At 64.0% G+C, this 19,295-nt stretch carries 17 protein-coding genes and 1 tRNA gene; 15 read left to right on the forward strand and 3 right to left on the reverse strand.

What is annotated here, in order from left to right:
- The first annotated feature begins 48 nt into the window (after positions 1-48).
- Positions 49-125 (forward strand) — tRNA-Arg (locus tag MQW23_RS05645).
- A 239-nt stretch (positions 126-364) separates the two neighbouring features.
- On the opposite strand, the gene MQW23_RS05650 is transcribed toward MQW23_RS05645, so the two are convergent.
- Positions 365-1,360: a tRNA dihydrouridine synthase gene (locus tag MQW23_RS05650; RefSeq protein ID WP_252106859.1), complete on the reverse strand. Its 996-nt coding sequence runs from the start codon at positions 1,358-1,360 to the stop codon at positions 365-367.
- Positions 1,361-1,485: 125 nt separating this feature from the next.
- Between MQW23_RS05650 and MQW23_RS05655 the strand changes: the two genes are divergently transcribed.
- The 3 genes from MQW23_RS05655 to MQW23_RS05665 all read left to right on the forward strand — a co-directional run bounded on the left by MQW23_RS05655 (position 1,486) and on the right by MQW23_RS05665 (position 5,026).
- Positions 1,486-1,743 (forward strand): OadG family protein, encoded by a 258-nt coding sequence (locus MQW23_RS05655; protein WP_252106860.1) that lies wholly within the window; start codon positions 1,486-1,488, stop codon positions 1,741-1,743.
- A 130-nt stretch (positions 1,744-1,873) separates the two neighbouring features.
- On the forward strand, positions 1,874-3,694 hold the full coding sequence (oadA, locus tag MQW23_RS05660) for a sodium-extruding oxaloacetate decarboxylase subunit alpha (RefSeq protein ID WP_252107656.1): 1,821 nt from the start codon (positions 1,874-1,876) through the stop codon (positions 3,692-3,694).
- Between the two features lie 12 nt (positions 3,695-3,706).
- Complete coding sequence (locus tag MQW23_RS05665; RefSeq protein ID WP_252106861.1) at positions 3,707-5,026, forward strand: sodium ion-translocating decarboxylase subunit beta; 1,320 nt, start codon at positions 3,707-3,709, stop codon at positions 5,024-5,026.
- A 200-nt stretch (positions 5,027-5,226) separates the two neighbouring features.
- Here MQW23_RS05665 and MQW23_RS05670 read toward each other — a convergent pair whose 3' ends face one another.
- The gene (locus MQW23_RS05670) at positions 5,227-5,850 is read right to left on the reverse strand and encodes an IMPACT family protein (protein ID WP_252106862.1); all 624 of its coding nucleotides are present in this window, start codon (positions 5,848-5,850) and stop codon (positions 5,227-5,229) included.
- A 19-nt stretch (positions 5,851-5,869) separates the two neighbouring features.
- Entirely contained in the window at positions 5,870-6,271 is a 402-nt protein-coding gene (locus MQW23_RS05675; protein ID WP_252106863.1) for a LexA family protein, read from the reverse strand.
- Between the two features lie 276 nt (positions 6,272-6,547).
- On the opposite strand from MQW23_RS05675, the gene ccmA reads away from it, so the two are divergent.
- From ccmA to zipA, 11 genes are all read left to right on the forward strand, one after another.
- Positions 6,548-7,180, forward strand: a complete 633-nt coding sequence (gene ccmA, locus MQW23_RS05680) for a cytochrome c biogenesis heme-transporting ATPase CcmA (protein WP_252106864.1) — start codon at positions 6,548-6,550, stop codon at positions 7,178-7,180.
- Entirely contained in the window at positions 7,177-7,893 is a 717-nt protein-coding gene (gene ccmB / locus MQW23_RS05685; RefSeq protein ID WP_252106865.1) for a heme exporter protein CcmB, read from the forward strand. Before ccmA ends, ccmB begins: the two co-directional genes overlap by 4 nt.
- Before the next feature lie 9 nt (positions 7,894-7,902).
- Positions 7,903-8,643: a heme ABC transporter permease gene (locus tag MQW23_RS05690; RefSeq protein ID WP_252106866.1), complete on the forward strand. Its 741-nt coding sequence runs from the start codon at positions 7,903-7,905 to the stop codon at positions 8,641-8,643.
- Positions 8,640-8,867, forward strand: a complete 228-nt coding sequence (gene ccmD, locus MQW23_RS05695) for a heme exporter protein CcmD (RefSeq protein ID WP_252106867.1) — start codon at positions 8,640-8,642, stop codon at positions 8,865-8,867. Before MQW23_RS05690 ends, ccmD begins: the two co-directional genes overlap by 4 nt.
- A complete protein-coding gene (gene ccmE / locus MQW23_RS05700; protein WP_252106868.1) occupies positions 8,857-9,357 on the forward strand; it encodes a cytochrome c maturation protein CcmE in 501 nt (166 codons plus the stop codon). Before ccmD ends, ccmE begins: the two co-directional genes overlap by 11 nt.
- Before the next feature lie 2 nt (positions 9,358-9,359).
- A complete protein-coding gene (locus MQW23_RS05705; protein WP_286086874.1) occupies positions 9,360-11,336 on the forward strand; it encodes a heme lyase CcmF/NrfE family subunit in 1,977 nt (658 codons plus the stop codon).
- On the forward strand, positions 11,333-11,857 hold the full coding sequence (locus MQW23_RS05710; protein ID WP_252106869.1) for a DsbE family thiol:disulfide interchange protein: 525 nt from the start codon (positions 11,333-11,335) through the stop codon (positions 11,855-11,857). Before MQW23_RS05705 ends, MQW23_RS05710 begins: the two co-directional genes overlap by 4 nt.
- On the forward strand, positions 11,848-12,318 hold the full coding sequence (locus tag MQW23_RS05715; RefSeq protein ID WP_252106870.1) for a cytochrome c-type biogenesis protein: 471 nt from the start codon (positions 11,848-11,850) through the stop codon (positions 12,316-12,318). Before MQW23_RS05710 ends, MQW23_RS05715 begins: the two co-directional genes overlap by 10 nt.
- On the forward strand, positions 12,315-13,211 hold the full coding sequence (ccmI, locus tag MQW23_RS05720) for a c-type cytochrome biogenesis protein CcmI (protein WP_252106871.1): 897 nt from the start codon (positions 12,315-12,317) through the stop codon (positions 13,209-13,211). The genes MQW23_RS05715 and ccmI overlap by 4 nt, the downstream gene beginning before the upstream one ends.
- A 33-nt stretch (positions 13,212-13,244) precedes the next feature.
- Entirely contained in the window at positions 13,245-16,736 is a 3,492-nt protein-coding gene (smc, locus tag MQW23_RS05725) for a chromosome segregation protein SMC (RefSeq protein ID WP_252106872.1), read from the forward strand.
- A 576-nt stretch (positions 16,737-17,312) separates the two neighbouring features.
- The gene (gene zipA, locus MQW23_RS05730; protein WP_252106873.1) at positions 17,313-19,220 is read left to right on the forward strand and encodes a cell division protein ZipA; all 1,908 of its coding nucleotides are present in this window, start codon (positions 17,313-17,315) and stop codon (positions 19,218-19,220) included.
- The last annotated feature ends 75 nt before the right edge of the window (positions 19,221-19,295 follow it).

Consider the following 19,295-nt stretch of genomic DNA (forward strand, 5'->3'; position numbering starts at 1 on the left):
TCAAAGGAAGTAGGCAGCATAGAAGTAAGTAGCAAGACATTTTGTAAAGCGCCCGTAGCTCAGCTGGATAGAGTATCTGACTACGAATCAGAGGGTCGGAGGTTCGAATCCTCCCGGGCGCGCCAGATTCCAGGAAAACCCGCCTCTTCGGAGGCGGGTTTTCTGCGTCGGCACTATGCAATCAGTGCTATGCAGTAAGTACTGTGCAATCAGTACGGTGCAATAAGCACCATGCAAAAGTGCCCGGCGCCCCACGCAGGCTGGTTCAGGAGGATGGAGTCTGTGCACGAGAGCTGCTCGCGCTCTCTGCGGTCGTTTAAAACGCCTGCCACGCATGTGGCCAGGCGTTTTTTTTATCTATTGATCAGGCGAAGGCGCACGCCTCTGGGCTGGGGGCGAGCTCGGCGAGTAAAACGTCGAGCTCGGTGATGCGCTTCAAGCGCTGAAAATGCTGGTTGGCCTCATGGCTTGACTGTCGCATCTGCGCCAGCCACTGCTTGACCAGCGATACGACCACGCGCTCGGGCAGCGTTTCGCGCTGACGATTTGCATACTCGGAGATGACGCCGGCGCGCATCGCCCAGGTGGTCTCGGCCAAGCGCTCGCCGGTGTCCAGCCAGTGGCGTATGCGTGGGGCAAGCCAGGGGTCCGCCAGCGCGCTGCGCCCAAGCATCACATCGCGGCAGCCCGAGAGCGTACGCGCCTTCCAGTAATCCTCCAGCGTCCAGATATCGCCGTTGGCGACCACCGGGATCGAAAGCTTCTCGCGGATGCGAGCGATCCACTCCCAGTGCGCCGGCGGCCGATAGCCTTCGTCGCGAGTGCGTCCATGCACTACCAGCCGCGCCGCGCCGCCGGCCTCGGCGGCCTGACCGCAGGCCACCGCCAGGCGTCGGTCAGAGAAACCCAGGCGAATCTTCGCCGTGACCGGGACGCGTCCCTCCAGCACTTCGTGCACCGCGCTCACCGCGCGCAACACCCGTTCCGGGCGGCGCAGAAGCGAGGCGCCGCCGTCGTGGCGGTTGACGAGCTTGGCCGGGCAGCCGAAGTTGAGATCCACGCTGATCGCGCCCAGCTCGAGCGCCTGGCGCGCATTGGCGGCCAGTGCCACCGGGTCGGAGCCCAGAAGCTGTAGGTGCACCGGCACGCCGCTGGGCGTAGCGACCGGCGGATGCTCGAGCTCCGGGCAGTGCTTATAGAACACCCGGGGCGGCAGGCGCGCGTCCACCACGCGCACGAATTCGGTCACCGTCCAGTCGAAGCCGCGCTCTCGCGTGAGCAAATCCCGGGTGAGAGCGTCGATGACACCCTCCATCGGCGCCAGGCCGATTTCCCCCTTTTGTAGTAAATTAACAACCATGGCTTCCACTATCGCGTCATTGCAATCTATCCTGAATGTGGCAGGTTAGAGGATTGTCCTCACTGCGCCAAGCGCCTTTGAAAGAGCCCGGCGCGCCAATCGATGGGATCACTCGGGAGAAAATCGTGCAAGAAGGAGAGCTGCTTCAGGAAGGGCTGGCCCTGATGGGATTGGGGATGGGCTTTGTATTTGTTTTTCTTACCATACTAGTGATCAGCGTGGTGCTGATGTCGGCGCTGATAACGCGCATGCAGCCCGCTGCCGAACCCACACCAAAGCGCGTCAAACCCGGCGCTGGCGCGACTCCGGTGGGCCAGGACGACGAGGTCGTGGCGGTCATCTCTGCTGCGGTGCATCGTTACCGCAGTTCACGTACTCGATAGCGACACCACCCCCTAGCGAACTTTGCAAAAACGAAGCGGCTTTTTTTGTTAAGTTTACTAACAAAACAATGTTTGGGAACGATTCATGAACGAGCAAGGTATCAACGAGAAAAGCATCAACGCTAACGGCATCAACGAGAAACCACGCCCGCTGGGCATTACCGATGTCGTGCTCCGCGACGCCCACCAGTCGCTTTTCGCCACGCGCCTGCGCCTGGACGACATGCTGCCGATTGCCGAAAAGCTCGACCGAATCGGTTTCTGGTCGCTGGAGACCTGGGGCGGGGCAACGTTCGATGCCTGCATTCGCTATCTGGGCGAAGATCCCTGGGAGCGTATTCGCGCGCTTAAGGAAGCGATGCCGAATACGCCCCAAGCCATGCTGCTGCGCGGCCAGAACCTGCTGGGCTACCGCCACTACGCCGATGACGTCGTCGATAAATTCGTCGAGCGCGCCAAAACTAACGGCGTCGACGTTTTCCGCGTGTTCGATGCCATGAATGACCCGCGCAATCTGGAGCGCGCGATCAAGGCCGTGCGCCAGGTCGGCGGCCACGCCCAGGGCACCATCTCCTACACCGTGAGCCCGGTGCATACCCTGGATAGCTGGGTGGAGCTTGCCCAGACCATCGCCGAGATGGGTGCCGACTCGCTGGCGATCAAGGACATGGCGGGGCTTTTGACGCCTTACACCGCCTTTGAGCTGGTCACGCGGCTGAAAAAGGCGCTGTCGATTCCGGTTCACCTTCACTGCCACGCGACCACCGGGCTTTCGACCTCGACCATTTTGAAAGCGGTCGAGGCGGGCGTGGACAACGTCGATACCGCGATCTCGTCGATGTCGATGACCTACGGCCACAGCCCGACCGAGTCGGTGGTGGCGATGCTCAAGGACACCGACCGCGACACCGGCCTCGATCTGGAAGCGCTTGAGGATATTGCCGGCTATTTCCGCCAGGTGCGCAAGAAGTACGCCGCGTTCGAGGGCTCGCTGAGAGGCATCGACTCGCGCATCCTGACCGCCCAAGTGCCCGGCGGCATGCTTACCAACATGGAGAGCCAGCTCAAGGAGCAGGGCGCCGGCGACCGGCTCGACGACGTGCTCGAGGAAATTCCGCGGGTGCGCGAGGATCTCGGCTTCATCCCGCTGGTGACGCCCACTTCGCAAATCGTCGGCACCCAGTCGGTGATGAACGTGATGATGAATGAGCGCTACAAGTCGATCTCCAAGGAGGTGCAGGCGCTGTTGAAAGGGGAGTACGGCGCCGCGCCCGCGCCATTCAACTCGGAGCTTCAAAAGCGCGTGCTGGAAGGCGGTGAGCCGATCACCTGCCGCCCGGCGGACAACCTGTCGCCGGAAATGGAGCGTTTGAAAAGCGAGCTCGAAGAGAAGGCGGGCGCCGAGAACATCCGCCTGGGCGAAGGCGAGCAGCGCATCGACGATGTGCTGACCTACGCGCTGTTCCCGCAGATCGGCCTGAAGTTTTTGAAAAACCGCGACAACCCGAACGCCTTTGAGCCCGCGCCCCAAGCCGAGCAAGCCAAAGGGACCGACGAGCCCAAGGCCCAATCACCGGCTCCGGCCAGCGCGGCATCGGCCGGCGGACCTGAGACCTATACCGTCAAGCTCAACGGCAAGGCCTACGTGGTCGAGGTCGCCGAAGGCGGCGATATTGGCCAAATCACCGACACTAGCGCGTCATCGGCGCCGGCGCCGGCAAGCGAACCCGCCGCGCCGAGCGGGGAGAGCATCGATGCGCCGCTGGCTGGCAACATCTTCAAGGTCAACGTGAAGGTGGGTGATCAGGTGAGCGAAGGCGACGTGGTGATCATTCTCGAAGCCATGAAGATGGAGACCGAGGTGCGCGCCCAAAGCGCGGGCACGGTGTCCAGCGTCAACGTGAGCGAAGGCGACAGCGTCGCCGTGGGCGACTCTCTGATCGAGCTTTAAGGGCCTTCGATAATGGATAAATTGATTACCCTGTGGGAAGGTTCGGGGCTTTATAACCTCCAGCTCGGCCAGGCGGTCATGATGGTGGTGGCGCTGGTGCTGTTGTATCTCGCCATCTACAAGAAGTTCGAGCCGCTGCTGCTGGTGCCGATCGGCTTCGGCGGAATTCTGGCCAACATCCCCGAGGCGGGGCTTGCGATTTCGGCGCTCGACCAGGCGATCGACGTGGCGCGCCCGGCGCTGCTGGAGCAGATCGGCGCCGCTTTGGGAGTGGCGTTCGATCCAGCGGCGGGGCTGGAGGCCTGGCGTGAAGCGCTCAAGGCGGTAGCGCACGACGCCGCCCCGGAAGCGGCGCGCGCGGCCCGCGACATCGCCGTGGGCGCAGGCTACAGCAACGGCGTGCTCTACAACTTCTACAGCGTGGCCATCGGTTCGGGCATCGCGCCGCTGGTGATTTTCATGGGCGTGGGGGCGATGACCGACTTCGGCCCGCTGTTGGCCAATCCGCGCACGCTGTTTCTCGGAGCGGCGGCGCAGTTCGGCATTTTCGCCACGCTCTTTGGCGCGGTGCTGCTCACTTCGATGGGCGTGATGGACTTTTCGCTCAACCAGGCCGCGGCGATCGGCATTATCGGCGGCGCGGACGGGCCGACCTCGATTTACGTCTCGAGCGTGCTGGCGCCTGAACTACTGGGTGCGATCGCCGTGGCGGCCTACGCCTACATGGCGCTGGTGCCTCTTATCCAGCCGCCGATCATGCGCCTTTTGACCACCGACAAGGAGCGCAAGATCGTCATGACGCAGCTGCGCCCGGTCTCGAAGCTCGAAAAGATCGTCTTTCCGATCATTTTGCTGCTGCTGGTGGCGATGTTTTTGCCGGACGCCGCGCCGCTTCTCGGCATGTTCTGCTTTGGTAATCTGATGCGCGAATGCGGCGTGGTCGAGCGGCTGGCGGATACCGCCCAGAACGCGCTGATCAATATCGTCACCATCGTGCTGGGGCTGTCGGTGGGCTCGAAACTGATGGCCGAGAGCTTTCTGGCCTTCGAGACGCTGGGCATTCTGGGGCTTGGCATCGTCGCCTTCGGCATCGGCACCGCCGCCGGCGTGTTAATGGCCAAGCTGATGAACCTGGTGAGCAAAATGCCGATCAACCCCTTGATAGGGGCGGCCGGTGTCTCTGCGGTGCCGATGGCCGCCAGGGTAGCCAACAAGGTGGGGCTCGAGTCTAACCCTCACAACTTCTTGCTGATGCACGCGATGGGCCCGAACGTGGCCGGCGTTATCGGCTCGGCGGTGGCTGCCGGGGTAATGATCAAGTATCTGGGCTAAAAGCGACGATGTAAGTGAACGCGCCAGAGAGCGTGGCGCGGTGTCGAGCAGCCCGTAGTGAGGGTCTTTCGCCAGGGAGGGCGAAAGTAGCGCCCAGGGATGGGTTCACAGCGCCCTCACGTAGGGGTGGGCGACACCGCTTTCCGCACCGGATCAGTGGTATGGGCTAACTGAAACGCCCCGCTTTCGAGCGGGGCGTTTCAGGTTTCAGCGCGCTGAAACGTCAGCGCGCTTTTCAGCCGATTCTCGAGGGCGGTGAAATCCGCCGGCTCGTCGGTGGGCCAGGCGATGGTCAGCGTCACGCCCTGGCCATCGTAGTCGGCGCTCACGATAGGCGCGCTCTGTTCGTCGAAGTAGGCGCGGGCCTGGGCTTCCTGGGCGAAATCGACCTTTACACGGTAGGACGTACGCTCGACGATTTCGCGCGTAGGCAGGGTCTCGAGGGCTTTGTTGACCGACTGAGCATAGGCGCGAGCAAGCCCGCCGGTGCCAAGCTTGGTACCGCCGAAGTAGCGGGTGACCACGCAGCCGATTTCGCCGAGCCCGCTGCCCAAAAGCGCCTGATACATCGGGCGCCCCGCGGTGCCGCCGGGCTCGCCGTCGTCGGAAAAACCGATATGGGTTTGCTCGCCGGGCGGGCCGGCAATGAACGCGCTGCAGTGGTGGCTGGCGCCCGGGTGGGCCGTGCGCGCCGCTTTCAAAAGTGCCTCGAAGGCCTCTGGCGTCGGCGCGTGGCAAAGCCAGGCGATGAACTGGCTTTTCTCGATGACAAGCTCGGCTTCGAAGCGGGCGTCGATCGCAAGGTCGGGGGCTCGGTAACGCAAGCGGGGCTCCCAGAAACGGTTAGTGGCGCCTTGCGGCAGCGGCGGGGCTTTCCACGCCCATCACCATGCCCAGCACCTGTATATCGCTATTATGCAGGAAAACCGATGGCATCGCCTCGCCTTCGGCGCACAGGCGCACGCCAAGCCGGCTGATCGCCAGCTCCTTGAGTGCGATTTCGCGCTGGTTGATCGTCGCGGTGGCGACTTCCCGGTGGCCGCCGCGCTGCTGGCGGTGAATCACGATCACATCGCCGTCGAAAAGATTGTACTGCTGCATGCGATGACCGCGAACGCGCAGCGCATAGGTATTGCGCCGGGTGACTTCGCGCTGCTCGCCGGTTACCCGCTTAAGGGCGGGGCCACGTGGGCAGGCCGCGACGCGCGAGGCGGTGGCAGGCTCAATCGGTCGTGATGCGATCATCGGTTTCTCTCCAGCAATCGCCCGATCCCTGGGCGTGAACAAGTGAAAAGCGCGGGTCATGTCTTTTCATACAGTGGTTGTAGTATAAGCCTGTTTTTAAATACAGTGCTACCCCTGTGGGGCGTTTAGCTAGAAGATGGTTTCAACGCCTGCCCGCTCAAGCCCGCCACGACAGGCGCGAGCGGCGCTCACATCGCTCTGCCGGGGCCGGCTTGCTGGCGGGAAAGCGCATTTTTGTGTACAGTGCGCGCGAACTTCACGCCCTGGAGATGCCCCTTGAGCCTGCGCCTTCAAGCCCGACAGCTTGCCTGCGAGCGCGACGACCGCTGGCTGTTCGACGGGCTGGATGTGATGCTCGAAAGCGGCGAGATTCTGCGCGTCGAGGGCCCCAACGGCAGCGGCAAGACCACGCTTTTAAAGATCCTTTCCGGGCAGCTCGACGATTACGACGGCGCGCTTGAGTTCAACGGTCAGCCGCTTCGCGCCTGCCGCGATACGTTTCTAGCGAATCTGCTTTACTTGGGCCACGCGCCGGGCGTGAAGGCAGGGCTAACGCCGCTCGAAAACCTGGCCTGGTATCAGGCGCTCGGCGGCGAGGCGCCGGATGAGGCCGCCTGCGAGCGTGCGCTTAATGATGCCGGGCTTGCCGGGTTCGAGGATACGCCGGCCGGGCGGCTCTCCGCTGGCCAAAACCGGCGCGTGGCGCTTGCCCGGCTGACGCTCACACCCCGGGCGCTCTGGGTGCTCGATGAGCCGTTCACAGCACTCGACCGCGAAGGCGTCGCCATGCTGGAGCGGCGGCTTTCGCACCACGCAAAGGCGGGGGGAAGCGTCATCATCACCACTCACCACGCCCTTGGCGGGCTCCAGCGGGTTCGCCGCCTGCGACTGGGTGAGGCGCTGGCATGAGCGCGAGCGACGGCGGAGCATTGAGGCCACCGCCCCACGGGGCGGGGCGCGCGTTCATCGCCACGCTCTCAAGAGGCTTGAGGCTTGCGTTTCGCCGCCGTGGCGAAGCGCTCAACCCGCTGGTCTTTTACGCCCTGGTGATCACGCTCTTTCCGATCGGCATTTCGCCGGACCCGGCGCTGTTGGCCGTGATAGCGCCGGGGCTTTTGTGGGTGGCGGCGCTTTTGGCCGCTCTGCTGTCGCTGGATACGCTCTTTCGCGGTGACTTCGAGGATGGAAGCCTGGAGCAGCTCATCCTCGCGCCGCAGCCGCTGTGGACCCAAACGCTTGCCAAGGTGTGCGTGCACTGGCTGATGACGGGGCTGCCGCTGGCGCTTTCGGCGCCGCTGCTCGCCACACTGCTTGCGCTGCCTGCGGGCAGCTACGCGGTGCTGACGCTTTCGCTGGTACTCGGCAGCGCCACGCTCAGTTTGGTGGGGGCGATCGGCGCGGCACTGACGGTGGGGCTTGCCCGCGGCGGCGTGCTGACCTCGCTGTTGATCCTGCCGCTCTACATTCCGGTGCTGGTGTTTGGCACCGGCGCCGTCGAGGCGGCTATCGCCGGGCAAAGCGCCTTGCCCTATCTCGCGATCCTGGGGGCGCTTTTAGCGCTTTCGCTGATGCTCGCCCCCTGGGCAATCGCCGCTTCGCTTCGTATCAGTCTCAACGGTTGAGGACGCGCCATGTGGGCCATCGTGCACAAGTTTGGATCCCCCCAGTGGTTTTACCGGCTAAGCTGCCGGCTCGAGCCCTGGTGCTGGGTGCTGGCGGCGCTGTCGCTTGGCGCGGGGGGCGTCTGGGGGCTGGCGCTGGCGCCGGCGGACTATCAGCAGGGCGAGAGCTTTCGAATCATCTACGTGCACGTGCCGGCGGCGCTGTTGGCTCAGTCGGTGTTCATCGCGATGGCGCTGGCAAGCCTGGTGTTCATGGTATGGAAGATCAAGGTAGCCGATATGGCCGCCGCGGTGATGGCACCGTTTGGTGCGGCGATGACGTTTACGGCGCTGTTTTCCGGCGCCGTGTGGGGCGTGCCGACCTGGGGCACCTGGTGGGTGTGGGATGCAAGGCTCACCTCGATGCTGATTCTGCTGTTTCTTTACCTGGGTGTGATTGCGCTGCGCGGTGCGTTCAGCAGCCGCCAGAGTGGGGCCCGGGCGGCCTCGGTACTTGCCATGGTGGGGGTGATCAACATTCCGATCATCAAGTATTCGGTCGAGTGGTGGTATACGCTCCACCAGTCCGCCACTTTCTCGCTCACCGAGCGCCCGGCCATGCCGGCGTCGATGTGGCTGCCACTTTTGATCATGGTGGTAGGTTTTTATAGCTTCTTCGCGGCGCTTACGCTTTTGCGCGTGCGCAGCGAAATTTTAAGGCGCGAAGGTGACAAGCGCTGGGTGCGTGCGCTCAAGGAGATCCCTTCATGAGCGCTTTTGACTCGCTCAGTGCGTTTTTCGCCATGGGTGGCCACGGCGTTTACGTCTGGTCGGCTTGGGGCGTCACCGCGGCGCTGCTGTCGCTCTGTTTTTTTCAGGCACGGCTCGAGCGGCGCGCGCTGCTCAAAGCGCTATCGCGGCGCGCCCGTCGCGAGCGGGCCCGCGCCGAGACCCCGTCCACCCCAATGCCAACCGAGGAAAGCGATGACGCCTAAACGACAACAGCGGCTGTTCGCGCTTTTGGGGCTGGTGGTGCTGGCGGGGGTGGCTCTGGGGCTAACGCTCTATGCGCTGCGCGCCAACATCAACCTGTTTTTTAGCCCGGTACAGATCGCGATGGGCGAAGCGCCGCTCGAGCGCCAGATTCGCGCCGGCGGCTTGGTCAAGGAGGGGTCGGTCACCCGCGACCCGCAAAGCCTCGATGTCGATTTCGTCGTCACCGACTACGTGGAGGAGGTCGAGGTCATCTATAGCGGCATCCTGCCGGATCTCTTTCGCGAAGGTCAGGGCGTGGTCGTGGTCGGTAAGCTTGAAAGCGATGGGCGGATTTACGCCGACAAGGTGCTCGCTCGCCACGACGAAAACTACATGCCGCCAGAGGTGGCAAAAGCGCTGGAAGAGGCGGGCTATACGCCATCGGATTATCAGCAAAAGGCCGCGCGCGTCGCCGAACGTTTAGCGGTGCCGACCAGCGAGGGCGAGTAGCCATGTGGATACGGATGATTCCCGAAGTCGGCCACTTCGCGCTGATTCTGGCGCTGTCGATGGCCGCGCTTCAGGCGACCCTGCCGTTGGCCGGAAGCGCGAGCCGGCGCCCGCTCTGGATGGCGTACGGGGCGCCGATGGCGGCGGGGCAGTTTCTGTTTCTGGGCGCGGCTTACCTGTGTTTGACTGCAAGCTACCTGCTCGACGACTTCAGCGTGGCCAACGTGGCCAACAACTCCAACTCGCTGCTGCCCTGGTACTACAAGGCCAGCGCCGTCTGGGGCAATCACGAAGGCTCGGTGCTTTTATGGAGCCTGATGCTCTCGGGCTGGGGCTTTGCCGCCTCGCGCTTCTCGCGCGCGCTGCCCCGCGACATGGTCGCTCGCGTGCTCGGCGTGATGGGGCTGGTGAGCGTCGGCTTTCTGCTTTTCATACTGCTTACCTCCAACCCCTTCGAGCGGCTGTTGCCCAACGTGCCCGGTGACGGCGCCGATTTGAACCCGCTGCTGCAGGATTTCGGCCTGGTGATCCATCCGCCGATGCTCTACATGGGCTACGTCGGTTTTTCGGTGGTCTTCGCCTTCGCCATCGCCGCGCTGATGGGCGGGCGCCTCGATGCGGCTTGGACGCGCTGGGCGCGGCCCTGGGCAAATCTCGCCTGGGCGTTTTTGACCGTCGGCATCGCGCTTGGCAGCTGGTGGGCCTACTACGAGCTCGGCTGGGGCGGCTGGTGGTTCTGGGACCCGGTCGAGAACGCCTCGCTTTTGCCCTGGCTGACCGGCACGGCGCTGCTGCACTCGCTGGCGGTGACCGAAAAGCGTGGCTCCTTCAAAAGCTGGACGGTGCTGTTAGCGATCACCACCTTCGCGCTTTCGCTGATGGGCACGTTTTTAGTGCGCTCCGGCGTGCTCACCTCGGTGCACGCCTTCGCCAACGACCCGGCCCGCGGCTTTTTCATCCTGGTGCTGCTAGGGGTGACGGTCACGCTGTCGCTTTTGCTGTTCGCGCTGCGCGCGCCTCGGGTCAGCCACCGGGTCGGCTTTGGCTTGTGCTCGCGGGACACGCTTTTGTTGATCAACAACTTCCTGCTGGTGATCATGACCGTCACGGTGCTGCTCGGTACCGTCTACCCCTTAATTCTGGACTCGCTGGGCCTTGGCAAGATCAGCGTTGGCCCGCCGTACTTCAACGCACTGTTCGTGCCGCTCGCCGTGCTGATGTGCCTGTTCATGGGCGCCGGCCCCGTGGCGCGCTGGAAGCGCATGCCCTTTATCGATCTCAAGCGTACGCTGTGGCTTTCCGGGCTTTTGGCGCTGGTGTTTAGCATGGCGGCGCCGCTGCTCTTCGCCGGGCGCTGGAACCCGTGGGTGAGCCTTGGGCTTCTGGCCGCACTCTGGATCGTGCTGCCGCTGGTGCGCGACGTGGTTGCGACCTGCCGCCGGGCGAGCTCGATCCGGCGCGGGCTTGGCAAGCTGTCGCTCGCCTATTGGGGCATGGTGCTGGGTCACGTGGGGCTTGCCGTGACCATTGTCGGAGTGACGGTGGTGTCGAACTACAACGTCGAGCGTAACGTGCGCATGGCCCCCGACACCGCGGTCGAAGTGGCCGGCTATGAGTTCACCATGCGCGAGCTGACTAGCCGCCGCGGGCCGAACTTTCTGGCGGATACCTCGGTGATCGAGGTGCGCAAGGGCGGTGACGGGCGCGCGTTCATCATGCGCCCGGAGAAGCGGCTTTATCTCGCCACCGGCATGCCCATGACCCAGGTCGCGCTGAGCCCGGGGCTTTTCCGCGATCTTTACGTGGCGATGGGCGAGGATCTGGACGACGGCAGCTACGCCATGCGCGTGCAGTACAAGCCCTTCGTGCGCTGGCTCTGGCTCGGGGCGCTACTGATGGCCCTCGGCGCCGTGCTGGCGGTGATCGACCGGCGCTACCGGCGCGCGTCTTCCCCCACCCAACGCGAGGTCACGCCATGAGACGCTGGCTATTGCTACTGCTGCCACTCGGCTTCGTCGGCATAGCGCTGTTTTTCTACCAGGGCCTTTCGCGCGACCCGAGCCAGCGTGACTCGGCGCTGATGGCCCGCGATTTTCCCACCTTTAGTGCCACCACGCTCAGCGATGAGACGCGACGCGTGGACGAGTCGCTTTTGCGCGGTCAGGCGACGCTGGTCAACGTGTGGGGCGAGTGGTGCCCGGCCTGCAAGCAGGAGATGCCCCAGCTTTTGGAACTGGCCGATCACGGCATTCGCCTGGTCGGGGTCAACTACCGCGACACCCGCGAGAAGGGCGCCGAGTTTCTCGAGGAGTATGGCAATCCTTTCGAGGTCAACGTGTTCGATCCCGACGGCAGTCTGGGCTTCGATCTCGGTGTCTACGGTGCGCCGGAAACCTTTCTGGTCGATCGAGAGGGCGTGATTCGCTACCACCACAAGGGCTATATCTCGCCGGAGGACGTGCGAGCGCAGATCCTTCCCGAGGTGGAGAAGTGGCAATGATCCGGCGTTTGGGGCTTTTGCTAGCGCTGATGCTAGTGGCCGCATCGGCGCTGGCGGCGATCGATGTGCGCGATTTCAGCGATCCGGTGCTCGAGCGGCGCTACGTCGATCTGACCGCCTCGATGCGCTGCCCGCTGTGCGAAAACCAGGCGATCGATGACTCCAACGCGCCCATCGCCGCCGACATGCGCCAGCGCGTTTTCGAGCTGCTCCATCAGGGCCAGTCGGATAGCGAAATCGTCAATCACATGGTGGAGCGCTTCGGCGAGTACATCCTCTACAACCCGCGCCTCGAGAACCGCACCTACCTGCTGTGGGGTATTCCTGTAGCGCTTGTCGTACTCGCCGCGCTGGTGCTTGCGCTGATCGTGCGCGGCCGGCGCCAGGCCTCTGCGCGCGCGCTGAACCTTGAAGAGCGCGCTCGGCTCGACGCGCTGATCGACGAGGAGAAAACCCCATGACGCCGCTCTGGATTGCGCTTCTGATCACGGCGCTACCAGCGCTTTGGCTAATGCTGTCGCCGCTTTGGCGGTCGCGGGCGCTGTATGACGCTCAGCGCCGTTTCGAGGGGCACGACGACGCCAACCGCCAAAACGTTGCCATTTTTCGCCGCCGGCTCGCATCATTGGAAAGCACTTTTGATCGCGGTGACATCGACCAAACGCGTTTTGACGAGGACAAGCTCGAGCTCGAGCGAAGCCTTTTGGACGACACCGCACCCGCGCCCAAGCGCGCGCTGAAAAACCCCGGCGCCGGGCGCCTGGTCGTGCCGCTGGTGGCGGTGGCGGTGCTCGTCGCGGCGGTGATCGGCTACCAGCGAAGCGGCGCCGAGGGCGATCTGCGCCTCTACGCGCTGCGAAGCGCCTGGGAGAGTACGCCCGGCCACTCTTTTGAGAGCTACATCGCGCCGCTGGAAGCCGAGGCCGACCGCCAGCCCGGCAACCCCAACGTCTGGGGGACGCTGTTCACACTCTATCGCGAAACCGGCCAACTCGAGCAGGCGGCGGATGCGCTGACCCGGCTGATCGCTATCGAAGGCCGCGCGCCGGCGCTTGTGAGCGAGCTCGCCGAGCTGCGCTTTTTCATGGCCGGGCGCACGCTGACCTCCAAGGTTCAGGCGCTGGTCGACGAAGTGCTGGCGCAGGACCCGCGCCAGCCCAAAATCCTGAGCCTACTTGGCGTTCACGCCTTTGGCGAAGGCGATTATGAGCTTGCCATCGACCGCTGGCGCCGGGCGCTGGCAAGCCTTGGCGAGGGCGAGACGAGCGAGGCGCTACGCGAAGGCATCCGCGAAGCCCAAACGCGCATGGCATCGCGTGAGGCTAACGTTTCGGTCGATGGTGTGTTTGAATAGCCCGCTCGTTTTTTCCGTTTTCAAAGAGCCGCGATGCGCCTAACGTCCATACGCCTTACCGGGTTCAAATCCTTCGTCGATCCCATCACGGTGCCCTTCGATGGCAACATGACCGCGATCGTCGGGCCCAACGGCTGCGGCAAGTCCAATATCATCGACGCGGTGCGCTGGGTCATGGGCGAGTCCTCGGCCAAGACCCTGCGCGGCGAGTCGATGGCGGACGTCATCTTCAACGGCTCCACCGGGCGCAAGCCGGTCGGCCTGGCCGCCATCGAGCTCAAGTTCGACAACCGTGACGGCGCCATGGGCGGCGCCTACGCTCAGTATTCGGAAATCGCCGTCAAGCGCCTGGTCACTCGCGACGGCCAGTCCAACTACTTCTTCAACGGCCAGAAGTGCCGCCGTCGGGATATCGCCGATCTCTTCATGGGCACCGGGCTCGGCCCGCGCTCCTACGCGCTGATCGGCCAGGGCATGATCTCCCGGCTGATCGAGGCGCGCCCGGACGATCTGCGCGCGACCCTGGAAGAGGCCGCCGGTATCTCCAAGTACAAGGAGCGCCGGCGCGAAACCGAAAACCGCATGCGCCGCACTCAGGAGAACCTGGAGCGCCTGGACGACATCCGCGAAGAGCTCGACAAGCAGCTCGAGCGCTTGAAGCGCCAGGCCGAGGCCGCCAAGCGCTATCAGACGCTGAAATCCCAGGAGTATCAGCTCAAGGGCGAGCTTGCGCTGATTCGCGGCCGCACCCTGCGCGCTGAACAAACGCGCCAGGAAGCCCGGGTGCGCGAGCTCGAAATCAGCGTCGAGAAGGACGTGTTCGGCGTGCGCGCCTGCGAAACCCGTCTCGAGCAGGCCCGCGCCCAGCACGATGAACTCGCCGAAGTGCTCGAACGCCACCAGCAGCAGTTCTTCGAGACCACCACGCGCATCGCTCGCCTCGAGCAGGACCAGGCCCACCGCAAGAGCCGCGAAAGCCAACTGGCAAGCGATATCGATACTGCCCGACGCGACCTCGAAGAGCAGCGCCGGGTAAGCGAAGGTGACCGCGAGCGTCTGACGGCGATCGACAAGCGCTGGGAGACGCTGTTGCCGGAGCTCGAAGGCCTGGATGAGCAGCTTGAGGCGCTGGAAGAGTCGTTAGCCTCGATCAAGCCGACGCTTGAAAGCGCCGAGCAGCACTTCGCCGACCTCGACGCCCGCTGGCGCGACGCCAGCCGCAGCGCCGAGCGCGGCCAGGACCAGGTGGCCGATCTCGAGCAGCGTATCAAGCGCCTGCAGGGCGAGCGCGAGCGCCGCGAGCAGCAGCGCGGCGATCTTGACGACACTACCGCCGTGCGCCAGGAGTACGCTCAAAGCCAGACCGAGCTCGAAGCGGCCGAGAGACGGGTCGAGCAGTTTCAAACCGAGCGCGAGCAGGGCCAGCAGCGCCTAAGCGACACCAAGGGGGCGCACCAGAGCGCGCTCAAGACCCGCGATGACAAGCGGGCAGAGCTGAGCCGCTGCCAGGGCGAGCTCGCCTCGCTCAAGGCGCTGATCGACGCCGCCCTAGCCGACCACGACCCGGCCCTGGACGGTCATCTCCAGGCGCTGGGCCTCGAGAGCGCTCCGAGGCTCGGCGAAACCCTGCAGGCCGCGCCCGGCTGGGAGTCGGTCGTCTCCTGGCTGCTCGCGCCTTGGCTCAATGCCCGAATGGTGGAAGGCGCGGCGCTGGCGGCGCTGCCCGAGGCGCTGGCCACCGACTGGTGCCTGATCGACGCCACCGCGCCCAAGGCAAGCAACGACGGCCGGCTCGATGCGAAAGTGGACGGCGCCGGAGCGCTTAATGAGTGGCTCTCGCGCATTCATGTTGTCGAAGACGATGATGAGGCCCAAGCGCTTGCCGCCCGGCTGCCTGCGGGAGAGAGCGCGGTCAGCCGCCAGGGCCTCTGGTGCGGGCCGGGGTGGCTCTCGCAGAAGGCGAGCGGGCAGGGTGTCGATGCGCTGCTGGTCACCCGCCGGCGCTTCGATGACCTGAGCCGGGAACAAAAAGAGCTCGAGCAGGCGCTCGAGGCGCTGGACGCGCAGTGCGAAAGCCTGGCCGAGCAGTTGGAGAACCTCGAGCACGAACGCGGCGAGCGCGACCAGGCCGAGCGCGAACACGGGGCGCTTCGCCAGCAGTTGGCGGTCAAGGAGCAGCGCCTGGCGCAGCGCCTGGAGCATCTGGAGGGCCGCGCCGCCGAGATCGACGATGAACTCGCCACCCTCAAGGAGGACGAAGCGACGCTGGTGCTCAGCCTCGAGGAGCAGCGCGAGCGCTGGAACGACGCCATGGCCTCGCTCGACGAGGCGGCCACCGCCCGCGAGGAGAGCGTGGAGCAGCGCGCCCGCGCCCGTGAAGAGTTCGACCGCCTGACCCGCGAGCAGGCCCCGCTCAAGGCGAGCCAGCAGGCGCTGGCGCTGGAGCGCGAGCGGCTTAACACCGAGCGCGACAGCCTGCGCGCCCAGCAGGCCCGCGCCGGGGAAAGCGAAGAGCGTCTGACGCTGCGTATCGAAGAGCTCGAAGAGGCCCGCGAGGCGCTAAGAGAGCCCGACGAGCTCGCCGCCGAGGAACTCGAAGAGCTGTTCCATGAGCGCGAGCAGCGCCAGGCTCGGCTGAGTGAGACCCGCGAGCAGGCCCAGGGCATCACCGAGCAGCTCAAAAACGACGAGCTCGCCCGGCAAAACCACGAGCGCACCCTAGAGCAGAGTCGCGAACAGCTTCAAACGCTTCGCATGGAAGTGCAGGCGCTCACGCTCAAGGCTGCCACCCAGGACGAGGCGCTTGCCGAGCTCGGCCACGACGCCGAGGCGCTCGCCAACGGGCTTGCCGATGATGCTGAGGAGTCGCGCTGGCAGTCGCTTTTGGAGAACACCTCCGAGAAGATTCGAAAGCTCGGTGCGATCAACCTGGCGGCGATCGAGGAGTACGACCAGCAGGCCGAGCGGCGCAACTACCTGGAAGCCCAGCACGCCGAGCTAACCGAGGCGCTCGAGACCCTGGAGCGGGCAATCAAGCGCATCGACCAGGAGACCCGGGTGCGCTTTCGCGACACCTTCGATCAGGTCAACGCCGGGCTGCAGGAGCTTTTCCCGCGGGTGTTCGGCGGCGGCGCGGCGTGGCTTACGCTCACCGGCGAGGATCTGCTGGAGACGGGCGTGGCGATCATGGCGCGCCCGCCGGGCAAGAAGAACAGCACCATTCATCTGCTCTCCGGCGGTGAAAAGGCGCTGACGGCGCTGTCGCTGGTCTTTTCGATCTTTAGGCTCAACCCGGCGCCGTTTTGCATGCTCGACGAGGTCGACGCGCCGCTGGACGACGCCAACGTCGGCCGCTATGCCAAACTGGTCAAGGAAATGTCAGAGAACGTCCAGTTCATCTACATCACCCACAACAAGATCGCCATGGAAGCCGCCGAACGGCTGATGGGCGTCACCATGCAGGAGCCCGGCGTCTCAAGGCTTGTGTCGGTCGGTATCGACGAAGCCGCCGCCCTGGTCGACTAAGGAAAGAGGGTAGGCTCAATGAGCGGCGCGTTTTGTCCGGCGCGACGTGTATCCGGAGCGTTTGATCCCGTTGATAAAAAATATAGCAACTGGACGTATATATAGTATTAAAAGGGCGCTTAACGAGTTTCGTTTTAGCGCTCTTTTTAATCAAACTAACGCCAACTCTTAAGCACTTGTCGTGATAATACCGAGTTGTGCTTGTTTAATGAGCGAATATGGCGGTAAGATTTTGTCAACATGGGATAACGCTTCTACACTGAGCACATTTATAAGCTGGTCGAAGAGTAATTGTAGACTTGCCGACCGCTATAGGGCTCGTCGCCCGGGTGTAAAAGAGCGTTAGCCAAAACAAGCGCCAGGATGGCACTTTTAGCAGTACTGTTTGTCCAAGCGCCGGATTTACTCTGTCGACTATTGAACGAAACGGCGGGTAGCCCGCGTAGAACAAACACACGTTGTCCTTTTTATAGTAGTCGCACTATGTTTGGTGGTCGGTGCAGCGTCTGGATGGATGCGAATGATCTTCAAAGGTAGCGCCTTTAACCGGTTAAAATGACCCATGGAATGCTCGACATGGAACTAAGAGAGTGGTTAATCATTCTGGGATTGGCGTTGGTGTCGCTTATCGTGGTCGATGGGGTTCGAAGGCTGCAGCGCCAGCGCCGAGTGCCAAGGCTCGACCAGGCGGTCGATAATCTGCCTAAAGCGTCGGCAGAAGAGTTCGATGACGAGGCCAAGGAAGCCGAGATCAACTGGGAGCTTCCTAACGGCGGCGCTCGCGTACTCAAGCCCGCCGACTACAGCGGTTTGGGCAAAAAGCCGCAGCTGGAGCGCCAGGAGCACCCCGGCCCGTCCCGCGTACTCTCCGATTTCAAGCGTTCGTTCTCCCGAGCAGCCACGCGTTCCAAAAAGCCGGCCGGCGGCCGGCAGTTTGCTTTTGAAGGCGGCTACAGCGACGAGCGCGCTGAAAGCGCTTCTCGAGTTCAATCCGGCGTATCCAACAGCGCTGCGTTTAAAACCTCAGCCCCTCAGGCGTCCGCACCCAAAACGTCTGCTTCTAAAGCCCCGGTTTCTGAAACCCCGGCCCCTGAAATGCCAAATCCCGGAGCATCAGCCCCGTCCTTTGCTACTGCTACCGACGAGCCGGTAAGCCCGGCACTCCGACCCGATACCGAGCGCGCCCAAGACGCCCCGGTAGCCGCGGAGCGCCAGGAGCCCAGCCTTTTCGCCGAGCCGGCGCCAAAGGAGAGCGCATCGCCCGGCGCCGAGCCAGTCGAGCCGACCCTTTCCCCCGCCCCGGCCGCGCCCGCGCCAGTTAACGGCACCAGCGCTCCCGGCGTTACTTCCGAGGTGCCTTCTTCGCGCACCGAGGCGCTTGCGAGCGACGAAGCCGTCGCAGACAGCAAGCCGGCAGCCGAGCAGGAGTCGGTGCTTCGCGCCGAGCCCGAAGATACCGCCGCCCACGTCAAGAGCACCGAGGCACGCAAGCGCCGGCAGCTGCGCGCCCATACCGCCGGCGAGCTCGATGACGATACCGTCGACGAGTATCGGCTGGTAGATTTCGAAGGCATCGGGCGCTCGTTCAAGCGCCGGATGATCGAGCACCGTCAAACGCGCGAGCGGAAAAAAGCAGAAAAAGCCGAGCGGGCGAAGGCGCTGGCCAAACAAAAAGCCGAACGCAAGGCGCTTGAAGCCGAGCAGCGCCGCGAAGCGAAGGAGGCCGCCGAGGCCGAGAAGGCGCGCATCGCTCAGGAGAACGCCCGAGCCCGCGAAATCGAGGCCGCCAATAGCGCGAGCCGATTCGATAACGACGAGCTTTACAGCGCCGAGCCTTCGATGAGCGCGCTGCGCCGCCAGGGCGGTGATAGCCGTTACGACGAGCGCTTTGATGAGCCCCAGAGCGACTACCGCGACGACTATGCTGATGAGTACAGCGATGCGCCGGCTTATGAAGAGAACAGCGTACACTCCCATCCGGCACTCGAAAAAGCGCTTCGTAACGACGTCTCCGGCGCTCGCGCCAAGGACGCGCTGACCGACGCGTCGGAGATGGTCGTCATCAGCGTGCTCTCCCGGGACGAGGAGGGGTTCGACGGCGTCAAGCTTTTAGAACTGATGATGGCCTGTGGGCTTCGCTACTGCAGCTCGATGGGCGTTTTCCACCGCTTCGAGACCGAAAGCGACGACAGTGCGCTGCAGTTCTCCTTGGTCAACGTGATTAAGCCCGGTACCTTTCCCATCGAGCAGATGGAGGAGTTCGCCACGCCCGGCGTGACCTTCCTGATGCCGCTGCCCGGCGCGCTCGACAGCGCCGCCGCGTTCGAGGCGATGGTGGAAACCGCCATGGTGGTGGTGCGTCATATGGGGGGCGAGCTCAAGGACGAAAACCGCAGCGTGATGACGGCGCAAACCATCGAGTTCGCCCGCCAGCGGGTCCATGAGTTTGAACGCCGCCACCGGCTACAGCGCCACGCCCGCTAGCGCCTCGTTCTTATGCCTCGTTCGTATGAAAGCACCCGCCTGAAAAGGCGGGTGTTTTTGTTTCTGGAGCCGCTG

The organism is Halomonas sp. S3-1-1 (genome assembly GCF_023757625.1).
Taxonomy (GTDB): Bacteria; Pseudomonadota; Gammaproteobacteria; order Pseudomonadales; family Halomonadaceae; genus Vreelandella.